This is a genomic window from Pedobacter sp. B4419, from assembly GCF_059693725.1.
Map to the genome: position 1 here is coordinate 2063979 of NZ_JCASSL010000001.1, position 14688 is coordinate 2078666.

11 protein-coding genes are annotated in these 14688 nt (G+C 42.8%); 9 read left to right on the plus strand and 2 right to left on the minus strand.

Annotated elements, in window-relative coordinates:
* Positions 1-55 precede the first annotated feature (55 nt).
* The gene (argS, locus tag AC570H_RS08585) at positions 56-1831 is read right to left on the minus strand and encodes an arginine--tRNA ligase (protein WP_497353707.1); all 1776 of its coding nucleotides are present in this window, start codon (positions 1829-1831) and stop codon (positions 56-58) included.
* A 136-nt stretch (positions 1832-1967) separates the two neighbouring features.
* On the opposite strand from argS, the gene AC570H_RS08590 reads away from it, so the two are divergent.
* Together AC570H_RS08590 and AC570H_RS08595 are read left to right on the plus strand one after the other, a co-directional pair.
* Entirely contained in the window at positions 1968-3350 is a 1383-nt protein-coding gene (locus AC570H_RS08590; RefSeq protein WP_497353708.1) for a hypothetical protein, read from the plus strand.
* A gap of 13 nt (positions 3351-3363) precedes the next feature.
* A complete protein-coding gene (locus tag AC570H_RS08595; protein WP_497353710.1) occupies positions 3364-4683 on the plus strand; it encodes an alpha/beta fold hydrolase in 1320 nt (439 codons plus the stop codon).
* A gap of 92 nt (positions 4684-4775) precedes the next feature.
* Here the strand turns inward: AC570H_RS08595 and AC570H_RS08600 are convergent, their stop codons facing one another.
* Positions 4776-5102: a hypothetical protein gene (locus tag AC570H_RS08600; RefSeq protein WP_497353712.1), complete on the minus strand. Its 327-nt coding sequence runs from the start codon at positions 5100-5102 to the stop codon at positions 4776-4778.
* 298 nt (positions 5103-5400) lie between these two features.
* Between AC570H_RS08600 and AC570H_RS08605 the strand changes: the two genes are divergently transcribed.
* From AC570H_RS08605 to rnr, 7 genes are all read left to right on the plus strand, one after another.
* Positions 5401-6846 (plus strand): arginine deiminase family protein, encoded by a 1446-nt coding sequence (locus AC570H_RS08605; RefSeq protein ID WP_497353714.1) that lies wholly within the window; start codon positions 5401-5403, stop codon positions 6844-6846.
* 183 nt (positions 6847-7029) lie between these two features.
* Complete coding sequence (gene ctlX, locus AC570H_RS08610; protein ID WP_497353716.1) at positions 7030-7941, plus strand: citrulline utilization hydrolase CtlX; 912 nt, start codon at positions 7030-7032, stop codon at positions 7939-7941.
* A 260-nt stretch (positions 7942-8201) separates the two neighbouring features.
* Positions 8202-9593, plus strand: a complete 1392-nt coding sequence (locus AC570H_RS08615; protein ID WP_497353718.1) for an arginine decarboxylase — start codon at positions 8202-8204, stop codon at positions 9591-9593.
* Between the two features lie 116 nt (positions 9594-9709).
* On the plus strand, positions 9710-10423 hold the full coding sequence (locus AC570H_RS08620; protein WP_497353719.1) for a 3'-5' exonuclease: 714 nt from the start codon (positions 9710-9712) through the stop codon (positions 10421-10423).
* Entirely contained in the window at positions 10424-10681 is a 258-nt protein-coding gene (locus AC570H_RS08625) for an Imm32 family immunity protein (RefSeq protein WP_497353721.1), read from the plus strand.
* Positions 10682-12406, plus strand: coding sequence for an ABC transporter ATP-binding protein (locus AC570H_RS08630; protein WP_497353723.1), 1725 nt, complete (start codon positions 10682-10684; stop codon positions 12404-12406).
* Positions 12407-12522: 116 nt separating this feature from the next.
* A complete protein-coding gene (rnr, locus tag AC570H_RS08635; RefSeq protein ID WP_497353725.1) occupies positions 12523-14655 on the plus strand; it encodes a ribonuclease R in 2133 nt (710 codons plus the stop codon).
* Positions 14656-14688 lie beyond the last annotated feature (33 nt).

Sequence of the window (14688 nt, forward strand, 5' to 3'; positions counted from 1 at the left end):
GCTAATCAACCAATGATTAGTAAGCTAATCAGCCAGTGAACCAACGAACTCTTCATTACATTCTCTCCGGTACCTGGATACCCAATAATTGTGTGCCGTTTTTGAGCACATCGGCCGTAAGCTTACAGATATTTAAGCGGTGTTGTTTCAATACCTGATTTTCTTCCCTTACAATTGGTGGTGTTTCATGGTAAAACTTATTGAACAACTTAGCCACCTCGTACAAATAATTAGCCATAAAAGCCGGACTATAGGCTTTAGCCGCATTGACCAGTTCTTCTGGATATTTAGCCAACAACATGATCATTTCTAACTCTGTAGGTGCCAACGCTACCGTATACAGCGCACTGTCGACCGTTAACTGATGATTTGCCTTGCTGAGCAAAGATTTGATCCTGGCATGTGTATACTGAATAAACGGTCCGGTGTTGCCTTGAAAATCGATCGATTCTGAAGGATCGAACAGCAAACGCTTCTTAGGTTCAACCTTTAACAAGAAATATTTTAATGCACCTAAGCCTATCTGGCTGTAGAGCTTTGCTTTTTCGTCTTCTGTAAAATCGTTGGTTTTGCCTAAGGTTTCTGTTTTTTCCTTGGCAGTGTCTACCATTTCGGCAATCAGGTCGTCGGCATCTACTACCGTGCCTTCCCTGCTTTTCATTTTGCCACTTGGCAAATCAACCATGCCGTATGACAGGTGATGCAAGCCTTTGGCCCAGCTCTTGCCCAATTTCTCTAAAATGAGGAACAGCACCTTAAAATGGTAGTCTTGCTCATTGCCCACTACATAAATCGACTCGTCCATTTGGAAATCGTCGTATTTCATTTGGGCAGTACCCAAATCTTGGGTAATGTAAACCGAAGTACCATCGGCACGCAATACCAGTTTTTGGTCAAGCCCTTCGGCAGTCAGGTCGATCCATACCGAACCATCTTCTTTTTTAAAGAAAACGCCTTTGGCCAATCCCTCTTCAACCGTATCCTTGCCTAGCAGGTAAGTATTGCTTTCGTAATAGTATTTATCAAAATCAACCCCGAGCTTCTGATAGGTTACTTCAAAACCCTCATACACCCAGCCGTTCATCTTTTTCCAAAGCGCAATGATAGCTTCATCGCCAGCTTCCCAAGCCAAGAGCATTTGTTGCGCTTCCTTGATCAATGGCGCATTCTTTTTGGCTTCGTCTTCGGTTTGGCCAGCTTTCACCAATGCATCGATTTCTTTTTTGTATTCCTTATCAAACACCACATAGTATTTCCCTACCAAGTGGTCGCCTTTTAGGCCCGAGTTTTCTGGCGTTTCGCCGTTGCCCCATTTTTGCCAGGCCAACATCGATTTACAGATATGGATGCCCCTATCGTTCACCAAATTAACTTTGATTACTTCATAGCCTGCAGCGCCCAAGAGCTCGGCTACCGAATAGCCCAGCAAATTATTACGCACGTGGCCCAAATGCAGGGGTTTGTTGGTGTTTGGCGATGAATATTCGACCATTACCTTGCTGCCATTAGGCTTGATTTGGCCAAAATCGGCACTGAGCAATTCTTTGTTCAGCAAATTGAGCCAATAGCTATGGGCAATGCTCAGGTTCAAAAATCCTTTTACCACATTAAAACCGCTCACCACCTCTACCCGATCTACCAAATATTGACCAATTGCATTTGCAGTTTCTTCTGGCGATTGCTTAGAGAATCGCACAATCGGAAAAACAACGATGGTTACTTGTCCTTCAAACTCTTTACGTGTTTCTTGCAGATTGATTACGCTTTCGTCAACTTCTTGGTTATAAAGTTCTTTGATGGCCTTGAGCGTTTCGGTAATGATAAAATTCATGCCCAAAAATAGCGAATAAAGCGTAAAGCTGAAAGAGCAAACCCTCCAAATCTGTGGCAAAGACTATTATTTATTTACGAATAATTTCGTACATTGGCCGGCACAAGCATTTATTTACCATCGACCGAACATCCTCATGAAACCAACTGCTCTTCTTTTATTAATGCTCTTTGCCAGTGCCAGGCTTTTTGCCCAAGACCGCGTTTCCTTTAACGTACAGTACTCGGAACTTTATGCCACCTACGATTTTATCGGCAAGCTTTCAGACAATTACCCCGACAATGACCTCAAGTCTATTTTCGCCAAATCTGCCTATGCTACCGAAGCCAACCAAAAACAGATTGCCACATTTGAACAGCTCCGCTTGGATTACACCTACCCTTTTAGCCAATATCCGGTGCCATTAAAAGTGGGCCTAATGTCTAGAGATATATTGGAAAAGAATTTAGCCACCAGCAAAACGATTAACGAATTCAGGTCTAAATCGTTGGGGTTAATTCCAAACGAAGATCTTTCGGCCTTTATAACCATTTTAGTGCATTTTCAGTCCATCTACCGTGAGCTTGTTTTCGAACCAAATAAAGCGGCATTTGATAAACAAAAAAACAATTTGATAAATTACGTAAACTCCAACCAGTTTGCCGATTACTTTCAAACGGGACTGACTTTCTATAACACCAGTTGGGATAAGCAGGTCCCCTTTGAAATCTGTCTGTTGCCCTCGCTCGAAAAAGGCAATTTGGGCGCCAGGGCGTTTATCAATGTAGCTATTTGCGAAGCATCATTAGGGCTCAAAGACCACCAGACGCTGTTTAGCGTAGCCATGCACGAAATCTACCATATTGTGTACAACGACCAGTCGCTGGCTATGAAAAACAATGTGCAGCAATGGTTTTACCAAACCAAATCAGCCAATAGCCAATATGCCTTGCTGCTACTAAACGAAGTACTGGCCACCGCTTTGGGCAATGCCTATGTAACAGAACAGCTCAAAGGAAAAATAGAAGAAGACGATTGGTATGCCAACAAATACATTGCGGCAATGGCCAAAGCCATCTATCCCACGGTAAAAAATTACATCGATGCCAAAAAGCCAATGGATGAGGCTTTTGTAAAAACCTACGTTGGTATTTACGATACCCAATTTGCGCACTGGAACAAAGAATTGAACCACTTGTTCGCCTATCGCTACATGGTAACAGACAAGGAGGCGGATATGCAGTATTTGCGCAAAACCTACCGCAAATATTCCTATAGCAGGATGGGCTCGCCCATTACGGCAACGGAAATCGAAAAAATGAAGGCGATGCCGATTACCAAGGTTGTGGTGGTATCGGAAAAAAATCAGCAGACCCTCGACTTCATCAAAAGCAATTTTAGCGAACTCAAAAACATAAGGCTCGATGGCAAAACCGAGTTCATTAAAATCTTTACACTGAGCGACCGCACCAAGCTTTTCATTGTCAATCGCCATCGGTCAACTTTGGCGTCTTTGCTTACGAAATACTTCCCTAACTAAACCACCAACTGATATGAACCATAGAAAAACGATCCTTACTTTACTTGCAACGTTTTTAAGCATTGCTGCATTTGCCCAAGTCAGCACCACTACCGATGTAAACCTGGTTAAGGAAATACCCGTTAAAAAATTTATAGACAAAGCCTTTAGGGCAAGCGTTGACATTAAGAGCCAGCCAACAGACTCAACCGGACAAGCGGGTTTATTCGTGTTACAGGTAGGCAAAAGCGATTACGATTTTATTGCCAATACGGCCAGGAGCAGCAAAGCGGCCAAAAACGATACCACCTGGCGTAAACACGAGATCAAAGGAAAAATAAGCGCTAACACGCAAAAAATCTGGCTGTACATCAATACCACAGGCAATGGCCATTTCTACTATGACAATTTTAGCCTTGAAATTGAAACCGAGCCCGGCGTGTGGACCAAAATGGAGGTGTCTAATGGCGATTTCGAACAATCGACCAACCCCTTAAAAGATTACAAAGGCACCGAATCGCTCAAAACCAAAACGGGGATCAATATTACTTTAGAAAAGAGCCAGGACCCGCAGTATCAACACTATATACATATTCTCGCTACAGGTGGCAAGGTGGTTGAGCGCTACGGACAAAACAGCAGCAAGGGAAAATATGTAGACAGCAAGGGTTGCAAAATCTATTATGAAACCTATGGCACCGGCGAACCCCTGCTCCTGTTGCATGGCAACGGTGGATCTATTGCAGCGTTTAAGGCACAGATTCCCGAATTGGCCAACCATTACAAAGTAATTGCGGTTGATACGCGCGGACAAGGCAAGAGCGTAGATACCAAAAGCACCAGCTTTTCTTACAACCAGTTTGCCGAAGACATGAAAACCCTGCTCGATAGCCTTCATTTGAAACAAGTAAACCTAGTAGGCTGGAGCGATGGTGGCAATACCGGATTGATCTTGGCCATGAAATATCCAGACTATGTGAAGAAGCTTGTAGCCCTAGGTGCCAACCTGAACCCCAGCGAAGAAGCCGTAAGTTCGAAGATTTTAAACCAGACCAAAAAAGACTTGGGCAAGCTGCAGGCTAAAAATGACCCTAAGGAACAAACCACCGTTCGTTTGTTGCAAATGATATTGGCCGAACCGCAGATAGACTCCAACAGCCTGCAAGCCATCAAAGCCAAAACATTGATATTGGCGGGAGAAAAAGACCTGATTTTGGAACCGCATACCCAGCTGATCGGCAAAAGCATCCCGAATGCCCAGGTGCTTATTTTAAAAGGCCAAACCCACTTTGTACCGGAAGAAAACCCAGCCCTCTTTAACCAAACCGTGCTGGATTTTTTAAAACAGAACTAAATAAAGGATAATCAAATTGCCCTAGGCCTATCGTCTAGGGCAATTTGAATTAGTCAGTACATCATAAGTACACGTAGTGTTGAGACTAATATTTAGAACAACAAGACCATGCCGATCATTTCTATACCTGTATTAATGTAGGCCACGTTATTGGTCGAATCGAAAGTGCTGAAATAGCAGTTGTAGGTAACGTTATTCCATTGGTCATAAAGGTAAAGTACTTGCGAAGGGTCGCTCGGACTGGAAAGCACCTGATAGGTTCCTGCGGGCAAACCGCTGCTGCCTCCCCATTCAAAATAACCACAATAATAGGTCCGTTCTGGTGGCGGATCGCTTTTCAGCATCACAGCATTCGATTTTTCTGCAGTTACGCTTACAAAAGCGCAAGAAAGCAAAAGCATAAGGATGATTTTTTTCATTGCAATTTAATTTAAGGGTTCCGGTTAATTGTTGTTTTACAATTTAGTCATAACGCATCTTTAAATGATGCTCTATTTTTTGACAAAGCCATGTAAATAGCAAACGCATTGCCGTGTTAAATTCAGCACTTGATTATTTGACTATACCTCAGGCACAAACAGCGACAACCCACTGACCCATAAGCCTTAAGCCAGCTTCCGAGCATCCAAAAGCTTCATCAAATGATCAACTACAGCAATAAAGCAGTGCTTTTCTTTCTCGAAAAATCTGATAGCTTTGCATTATACAGACCAAAATATGAGCGCACAGAACGAAAATTTCAAAGTAAAGGTAAATACAGAAATCGGTAGGCTACGTAAATTGCTGATCCATAGCCCAGACAGCGGCTTAGGCAAAGTAGTTCCTTCAAAGGCGCAAGATTGGCTTTTCGAAGACATTGTACACCTCGATACCATCCGCAAAGGCGAATACGACTATTATATCAAATTGTTGATGTATTTTCTGGATCCAGAAAAAATCAAAGGCAAATTGGCACATATCGATTCGGAGGAATCCAATCGTTCCTTTTTCAAACCCAACGATCCAGATTTCCATAATTCCCAATCGGTTATTGAAGTACAAAACCTGCTGGGCGAGATCTTGGCAAATGAATCGATCAGAAAAAAACTGGTGGCAGCTGTAGCGGCTATAGAAGGCTGTACCTATAAACTGCAATTGCAATTGGTAGATACCGCGCCACAGGAATTGGCCGAAATCTTTATTTCAGGCACCTTGGCAGATGATACGATGATCTTTGCCCCTATTCCCAATCTTATCTTTACCAGGGATGTGGGCACAACCATCAATAACCATATCTTACTGAATAAACCGGCAAAAAAGGCCCGTGTGCGTGAAACCTTGCTGATGCGTTACATTTTCTTTAACCATCCTGTTTTTGCCGAATACCGGAACAACATCATCGAAATTCCAGATCCTACCCAGCACTTTTTAAGGCCTGGCGAAGAAACGCATTACCGCACTACCCTAGAAGGAGGCGATGTGATGATGGTAAGTCCGAACCATGTGCTGATCGGCTGCAGCGAAAGAACATCAGAAGAGGGTGCTAACGAAGCCATTAAATTGCTGTTCGAGCAAAACGTAGTGGAGAAAGTAACCGTAGTAAAAATTCCTAGCAAACGCGATTACATGCACTTGGATACCGTTTTTACGCAAGTGAAACGCAATACCTGGGTAATTTTGAATTCGATTGCCCACTCGCCAAAATACAATGCTTCAGAACCTATCAATTTTTTAAAGGAACCTGAAAGATTGGAAGCCACCACAGCCATCCAGTTTAACAAAAACAAACCGGGCGAGCCAAAATACTTCGAACATGTAGAGGCTTTGCTAAACGATATCAGTCAAAATGATTTGGGCTGTACCGAACCTACAAAGATCATTTACAGTGGCAACAATACTTTCCCATACGATTCGAGAGAGCAGTGGACGGATTCGTGTAACTTATTGGCCATTAAAGAAGGTGTGGTTTTGGGCTACGACCGCAATGACAAAACGGTAGAAGCATTTGAGGCCCATGGTTTTAACGTGATTAAGGTACAAGACCTGATCCAAGATTTAGAAAACGGCAAGGCAAATGCCGATACGCTAACAGATACTTTGATTTTAATGCCGTCGGCAGAGCTTTCTAGAGCCAGAGGAGGTTTCCACTGCATGAGCTTGCCTATTTTAAGAGACGATATTTAAGAGTTTTGAGTGGAGAGTTGGGAGTGCGGAGTTTTGAGTGGGGAGTTTGGAGTGGAGAGTTAAAAGTTGATTTTCCTCGTTTAGCTCAGAATGACCATTTCTAATTAACAAGTGAAGCAATAATCGAAAGATGCAAGCAGCTAATACTAAAAAACCAACAACTAACCAGCTAACAATCGAGTAATGCAGACAACCAACCATATTTTAATGATCCGTCCTGTTGATTTCAAATTTAACGAGCAGACGGCGGGCAACAACAAATTTCAGCAGGCCAATTCGGCAAGCGATGTACAGCAAAAAGCATTACAGGAGTTTGATGGCTTTGTAGCGCTCTTGCGTGCAAACGGTGTTGAAGTAACGGTGGTTAACGATACCCTGCAACCAGAAACACCAGATTCGATCTTTCCGAACAATTGGGTTTCTTTCCATAACAATGGCGAAGTGATCCTCTACCCTATGTTTTCGGTGAACCGCAGGGCCGAACGCAGAACAGATATCATTGATAGCTTAGGCAAGGATTTTGACATCAGCAAAGTAACCGACCTCAGCACTTACGAAAACAGCGAACAGTTTTTAGAGGGTACCGGTAGTTTGGTGCTCGATCGCGATAACAAGGTAGCCTATGCCTGTTTATCTTTGAGAACTAATGAAAAGGTGTTGGAAGAATTCTGCCAAAAAACTGGCTATACTGCAGTTGTTTTTAAGGCAGTGGATTCAACGGGCTATCCTATTTACCATACCAATGTGATGATGTGCGTGGGCGATAAGTTTGCGGTTGTTTGTTTCGACTCTATTCCAGACCAAACCGAGCAGGCACTGGTAAGAGGCAGCCTGAGCCAAACCGGCAAGGAAATCGTTTCGATTACTTTCGATCAAATGAACCATTTTGCGGGCAATATGCTACAGGTTCAAAATGATCAGGGCGACAGTTTATTGGTGATGTCGGAACAGGCTTATCTATCGCTAGATCAAAACCAGATTTCTATGCTAGAAAAATACTGCAAGCTGATTTATGCGCCTTTGTACACCATTGAAACCAATGGCGGAGGCAGCGCCAGGTGCATGTTGGCCGAGGTACATTTGCCGGTTAGATAAGTATTCAGTAGGTAGTTTTCAGTTCCCAAATAGCAGTTTTCAATTGCCAGTTTATAGTTGAGGAACCCAAGAATGATTTGTTATGCAGCACAGCGCGAGGCACCTATTCACGAGGCAGATTCCTCGCTAAACTCCGAATGGCAATTCCTATGCTAATTACCCAATAAACTAATGACTAGTTTGCAGCATAAAAAATTTGTTTTTAACGGCTAATTCTCAATTTAAAATTACATTTTTGCAAAAATATTTAATGTAAATAAATGCAGAGTTATTCCGAATTTCTTGATCTGAGCGTAGGCTTTCCACAAGAGGGCTACAGCGTTATAGACGATGAGCTATACTTTCACGATCTAAATTTAATGGAAATGATAGAAACCTATGGTACGCCATTGCGTTTCACTTATTTGCCCATGGTGAGCAAGAAGATCCAACAGGCCAAACTGTTGTTCCAAACTGCCATTATCAAGAACAATTATCGCGGCGATTACAAGTATTGTTATTGCACCAAGAGCTCGCATTTTAGACATATCGTAGAAGAAGCCCTTAAAAACGGCATCCACTTGGAAACCTCTTCTGCTTTTGATATGCCGATGATCGATGCGTTGGAGAAAAAAGGCGTGCTTGACAAGAGCATCACTGTCATCTGCAATGGCTTTAAAACCTACCAGTACAAGCAGTATATCATCGATATGTTGCACGATGGCTATAAAAACATCATTCCCGTACTCGATAACAAGGAAGAATTTAACCTTTACGACGACGAGGTAGAAATGGATACCCCTTGTAACCTGGGCATCCGTATCGCGGCAGAAGAGCAACCTGATTCGCAATTCTATACTTCGCGTTTAGGTGTTCGTTTAGAAGATGTAATCGATTTTTACAACAACAAGGTTTCGGGCAACCCTAACTTTAAGGTAAAACTGTTGCATTTCTTTATCAACTCTGGTATTACCGATTCGCCATATTACTGGAACGAATTAGAGAAATACGTGACTTTGTATTGCAAGTTCAAAAAAATCAATCCAGACCTGGATACTTTAGACATTGGTGGCGGTATGCCATTTAAAGATAGTTTGGTATTCGATTTTGACTATGAGTACATGGTTAACGAAATCGTAAAACGGATCAAGGAAATCTGTGCCGAGCACGATGTAGTTGAACCAGATATCATTACCGAGTTTGGAAAATACACCGTAGCCGAAGCATCGGGCATTTTATACAAGGTATTGGGCCGTAAACAACAAAACGACCGCGAAAAGTGGCTGATGTTGGATGGTTCTTTCATTACCAACCTGCCAGATGTTTGGGCTTTGAACCAAAAATACATCTTGTTGCCCATCAACAATTGGGATGCAGAGTATGAACGCGTAAACTTGGGCGGCATTACCTGCGACGGTCAGGATTACTACAACCAAGAGGCACACATGAACAGTGTGTTTATGCCAAAAACACGTAAAGTACAATATTTAGGCTTCTTCAATACGGGTGCCTATCAAGAGGTATTGAGCGGTTACGGCGGTATCCACCACTGTTTGTTGCCAAGTCCTAAGCACGTCATCATCAGACGCAATAGAGACGAGACGTTTAACTTCGAGGTATTTGGAGAGGAACAGAACAGCAAGCAAGTACTCAAAATTCTGGGCTACACCTAAACATACAGCAATCCTTCTCCAACCGAGAAGGATTTTTTGTTTGAAGAGGTTTTGCTGCGAATAAAAGCTTCGGCTTTTTTTGTTAACTTGTATTGCCTATCAAAAACAATACGCTCATGTTAAAAGAAATCAACTTAAACAAGGTTTTTGTCATCGACATTGAAACCGTACCTCAATTTGAGCACTACGAAGAAGTGCCCGAACACTTGCAGGAACTTTGGGAGCACAAAACCAGGCTCCAGCGCAAAGAAGAATTTACGGCAGCCGAATTTTACGACCGCGCCGGCATTTGGGCCGAATTTGGCAAGATCGTTTGCATCAGCATTGGTCTTTTCCACGCCCAGCACAAACAACAGTTTTTAAGAGTCCGTTCTTTTTCCGGGGCGGATGAATTTGAAGTTTTAAGCGGCTTTGCCAAATTGTTAAGCGAACAGGGAACCGATCAGTTGCTTTGCGCCCATAACGGTAAGGAATTCGATTTCCCCTATTTGTGCCGCCGCATGTTGATTAATGGCATTGCTATTCCGCCACAGCTTCAAATAGCCGGCAAAAAGCCTTGGGAGGTTAACCATATCGATACCATGGAGCTTTGGAAATTTGGCGATTATAAAAACTATACCTCGCTTAATTTATTGGCTACCATTTTCAATATTCCAACGCCAAAAGACGATATAGATGGCAGCAAGGTTAAAGAGGTATATTATAAGGAAAAAGACCTGCAACGCATTGTGACCTATTGCCAAAAAGATGTCATCACAACGGCACAAATTCTATTGCGCTTTAAAGGTTTGAATGCAATTCCATCCGAAAATATTACCTTAGTGATGTAGATGGAAACAAAGCTAAATATTCCTGAATATAATCCGGAGCAAGGTCTTCAAAACACTTGGGAAGATGGATTTGCTATAGAAAGCAACATTATTGACAATCAAATCGTTATTTCTGCAAATCAGGCTGGGTTAATTTCTTTGGCTAAACAATTACTTACGTTAGCCCAAGTAGAAGTGCCAACTGGAGCTCATTTTCACTATGACGAATACGGTTGTTTAGAGGAAGGTTCCAAGGAGTTAATCATTCAGAAAATATAAATGCTAAACGTTAAGGAACTCGCGATTGAATTTTATAGCCAGGAAGATAAAACCTGGACCGAAGCCGTACATAAAATCAGCTTTAAGCTCGATAAGGGCAAGGTGCTCGGCATTGTGGGCGAATCGGGTTCCGGCAAATCGGTGACCTCCTTCTCCATTATGCGTCTGCACGATTCAAAAAACACGCACATCAATGGCGAGATAGATTTTGAAAATATTAGCCTGCTTAACCTTTCCGATAACGAAATCAGGAATTTTAGGGGCAACAAAATCTCCATGATTTTTCAGGAGCCGATGACCTCTTTAAATCCGGTATTTACCTGTGGCTACCAAGTGCAGGAAGCCATTATGCTTCACCAAAAAATAGATAAGCAGGCCGCCAAGGAAAAAACCATCGCTCTTTTTAAAGAAGTGCAATTGCCTAGGCCCGAGCAGATTTTTGAAAGCTATCCACACCAGCTTTCTGGCGGACAGAAACAACGCGTGATGATTGCAATGGCCCTCAGTTGCAATCCGGAATTGCTGATCGCTGACGAGCCTACAACCGCGCTAGACGTAACCGTACAGAAGACGATCCTCGATTTACTGCTCCGCCTCAAAGACGAACGCAACATGGGGCTTATTTTTATCTCCCATGATTTAGGTGTCATCAGCGAAATTGCCGATGAACTGTTGGTGATGTACAAAGGCGATATCGTAGAGCAGGGACCAGCCAAGGAACTGTTCAAAAATCCACAACACCCCTACACCAAAGGGCTTTTGGCTTGCAGACCATCGCCACAAAGAAGATTAAAAAAATTGCCTACCGTAGCCGATTTCTTAAACGAAAACAAAGAAGTCGCCCTGCAGCATCAGCTGGAAATCAACAGCTATACCGATGCCGAAATTGAACAAAGGCGCGAAAAACTATACCAGCAACAGCCATTACTTGAAGTACAGCACCTTTGTACCTGGTACCCGATCAATCAAGGACTTTTTAGTAAGGGCAAAACATTTGTAAAAGCAGTCGATGATATCAGTTTCAAGGTTTTTCCAGGCGAAACGCTAGGTTTGGTTGGCGAATCGGGCTGTGGCAAAACTACCTTGGGCAGAAGCATATTGCGATTGGTAGAACCAACTTCTGGCAAACTGCTTTTTAACGGAACCGACCTCACCCAGTTGGGCAGAAAGGAATTGCGTAAAATGCGCAGAGATATCCAGATCATCTTTCAAGACCCCTACTCTTCGCTCAACCCCAAAATAACCGTAGGCAATTCGATCATGGAGCCTTTGCAGGTGCATGGCATCTTTAAAAACGACCAAGAACGAAAAGCACATGTATTGGGCTTACTCGAAAAGGTAAACCTCAAACCTGAGCATTTTGATCGCTATCCGCACGAATTTTCCGGCGGACAACGTCAAAGGATTGTAATTGCAAGAGCCTTGGCCCTGCAGCCCAAGTTTATCATTTGCGACGAATCGGTTTCTGCGCTCGATGTATCGGTACAGGCACAGGTGCTTAACCTTTTGCGCGAATTGCAACAGGAATTTGGCTTAACCTATATCTTCATTTCCCATGATTTGGCGGTAGTTAAACATATTTCAGATCGGATGATCGTAATGAACAAGGGAAAAATCGAAGAAGAAGGTTTTCCAGAAGTAATTTACAACAGTCCAAAAGCCGCCTATACACAAAAACTGATAGACGCCATTCCTGGAAAAACACCAGCCCCTTTGGCCGGTTAATCCCCTCTTTTTTTAACCCCAAGCTATCCCAATGTGTTATAGCCGTGTTATTTCTCACCAAAAATACCCCATGCTAAACATACAATTACTATATTGGGAACAACACAAATACCGCTATGGCAAAAAACAAATCCTCACACGTAAAACAGGTTCTTACCCAGTTGATTAGTGATATATTCGAAAAAAACAAAAATGTGGCCCTTAACCATAAACAAGTTGCAGCCAAGCTCAACCTAAAAGATGGCGCATCTTCCGATACCATTTTAGAGGTATTGAAGGAACAGGTAGACAAAGGCCACTTTACACAGCCTGAAAGAGGAAAATTCAGATTAAAAGACTTAAAAACATTTGTTGAAGGTACTGTAGACATGACTGCGGATGGTTCTGCTTTTATAGTGCCCGATGATGAATTTGAAAAAGATATTTACGTAGCACCTAGAAAACTGCGCAATGCCCTGCATGGCGACAAAGTAAAGGTATATGTATTCAAGAAAAAGACTGGCCGTAAAAACGAAGGCGAAGTTGTAGAAATCATCAGTCGTGTAAAAACCGATTTTATTGGGGTGGCCAAAGTTTCCGAGCGTTTTGCTTTCGTTATTCCAGACGACAGAAAAATGCTGCACGATATTTTTGTGCCATTGAACGACCTTAACGGCGCGAAAAACGGGCAAAAAGTTCAGGTAGCCATTACCGACTGGCCTGAGGGCGCAAAAAATCCAATAGGAAAAATCATCAACGTGCTTGGTGAGCAGGGCGAAAACAATACCGAGATGAATGCCATCTTGGCCCAATATGGTTTTCCGCTCAGCTTTCCCGATGAAGTTGAACAAGAAGCCAATGCCATTCCTGAACAGGTAAGCGAAGCTGATGTGAAAGGCAGAAGGGATTTCAGAAATACCTTGACTTTTACCATCGATCCGGCTGATGCCAAGGACTTTGACGATGCCATTTCATTCAAAAAACTGCCCAATGGCAATTACGAAATTGGGGTGCACATTGCCGATGTATCGCACTACGTATTGCCCAAAAGCAAACTCGACAAAGAAGCCTACGAGCGCGCAACGTCGGTTTATTTGGTAGATCGTGTAATTCCGATGTTGCCCGAGCGACTGAGCAATGGCGTTTGTTCTTTGCGCCCGCATGAAGACAAATTATGTTTTGCGGCTGTTTTTGAACTGGACGAAGAAGCCAACATCCAAAACGAATGGTTTGGCCGTACGGTTATCCATTCAGACAGGCGCTTCACCTACGAGGAAGCCCAGGAGGTAATCGAAACCAAAACCGGAGATTTTGTTGAAGAAATCACCAAACTAAATGAATTAGCCTATATTTTAAGGGATCGGAAATTCAAAAATGGAGCAATCAGTTTCGAAAGTACCGAAGTAAAATTCAAGCTTGACGAAAATGGAAAACCAACCGGCGTTTATGTGAAAGAACGTAAAGACGCACATAAGCTGATTGAAGATTACATGTTGCTGGCCAACCGAAAAGTTGCCGAATTTATCGCCAAAAAAGGAAAGGGCAAGCAGCAGTACACCTTCGTTTATCGCGTTCACGATACGCCAAACCTCGAAAACCTAAACAATTTTGCAAGCTTTGCGTCGCGTTTTGGCTACAAAATCAACATGAAGAGCGATAAAGAAATTGCCAAATCCCTCAATTTCCTGATGGAAGATGTGGAAGGCAAAAAAGAACAGAACATCCTAACCCAATTGGCCATCCGCTCCATGGCCAAAGCCATTTATACTACCAAGAAAACAAGCCATTATGGCCTTGCCTTCGATTACTATACCCACTTTACTTCACCCATCAGGCGTTACCCCGATGTGATGGTACATCGCCTGCTCGCCCTATACCTCGATGGTGGAAAATCGGCCAATGCCGAAGAGTATGAAACCGCAAGTTCGCATTCGTCAGCCATGGAAAAACGTGCGGCAGATGCCGAAAGAGCCTCTATTAAATACAAACAAGCCGAATATTTAGAGGAAAATGTTGGAAAAATCTATACCGGCATTATTTCTGGCGTAACGGAATGGGGGATGTACGTAGAGATTATCGAAAACAAATGCGAGGGCATGGTTCGCCTGCGCGATATTTCAGACGATTTTTATGTGCTGGACGAGAAAAACTACTGTATCGTTGGGCAACGCAAAAAGAAGAAATACCAATTGGGCGATGAAGTACAAATAAAAGTGAAAAAAGTTGATCTTTCTAAACGCCAAATAGATTTTTCTTTAGTACAGCAATAGCCACTTCATCACCGCTCATAATAGATTAAACAG

Coding starts and splice junctions, on each gene's coding strand:
- argS (WP_497353707.1), bottom strand. CDS start 1,831: ATGAATTTTATCATTACCGAAACGCTCAAGGCCATCAAAGAACTTTAT.
- AC570H_RS08590 (WP_497353708.1), top strand. CDS start 1,968: ATGAAACCAACTGCTCTTCTTTTATTAATGCTCTTTGCCAGTGCCAGG.
- AC570H_RS08595 (WP_497353710.1), top strand. CDS start 3,364: ATGAACCATAGAAAAACGATCCTTACTTTACTTGCAACGTTTTTAAGC.
- AC570H_RS08600 (WP_497353712.1), bottom strand. CDS start 5,102: ATGAAAAAAATCATCCTTATGCTTTTGCTTTCTTGCGCTTTTGTAAGC.
- AC570H_RS08605 (WP_497353714.1), top strand. CDS start 5,401: ATGAGCGCACAGAACGAAAATTTCAAAGTAAAGGTAAATACAGAAATC.
- ctlX (WP_497353716.1), top strand. CDS start 7,030: ATGCAGACAACCAACCATATTTTAATGATCCGTCCTGTTGATTTCAAA.
- AC570H_RS08615 (WP_497353718.1), top strand. CDS start 8,202: ATGCAGAGTTATTCCGAATTTCTTGATCTGAGCGTAGGCTTTCCACAA.
- AC570H_RS08620 (WP_497353719.1), top strand. CDS start 9,710: ATGTTAAAAGAAATCAACTTAAACAAGGTTTTTGTCATCGACATTGAA.
- AC570H_RS08625 (WP_497353721.1), top strand. CDS start 10,424: ATGGAAACAAAGCTAAATATTCCTGAATATAATCCGGAGCAAGGTCTT.
- AC570H_RS08630 (WP_497353723.1), top strand. CDS start 10,682: ATGCTAAACGTTAAGGAACTCGCGATTGAATTTTATAGCCAGGAAGAT.
- rnr (WP_497353725.1), top strand. CDS start 12,523: ATGGCAAAAAACAAATCCTCACACGTAAAACAGGTTCTTACCCAGTTG.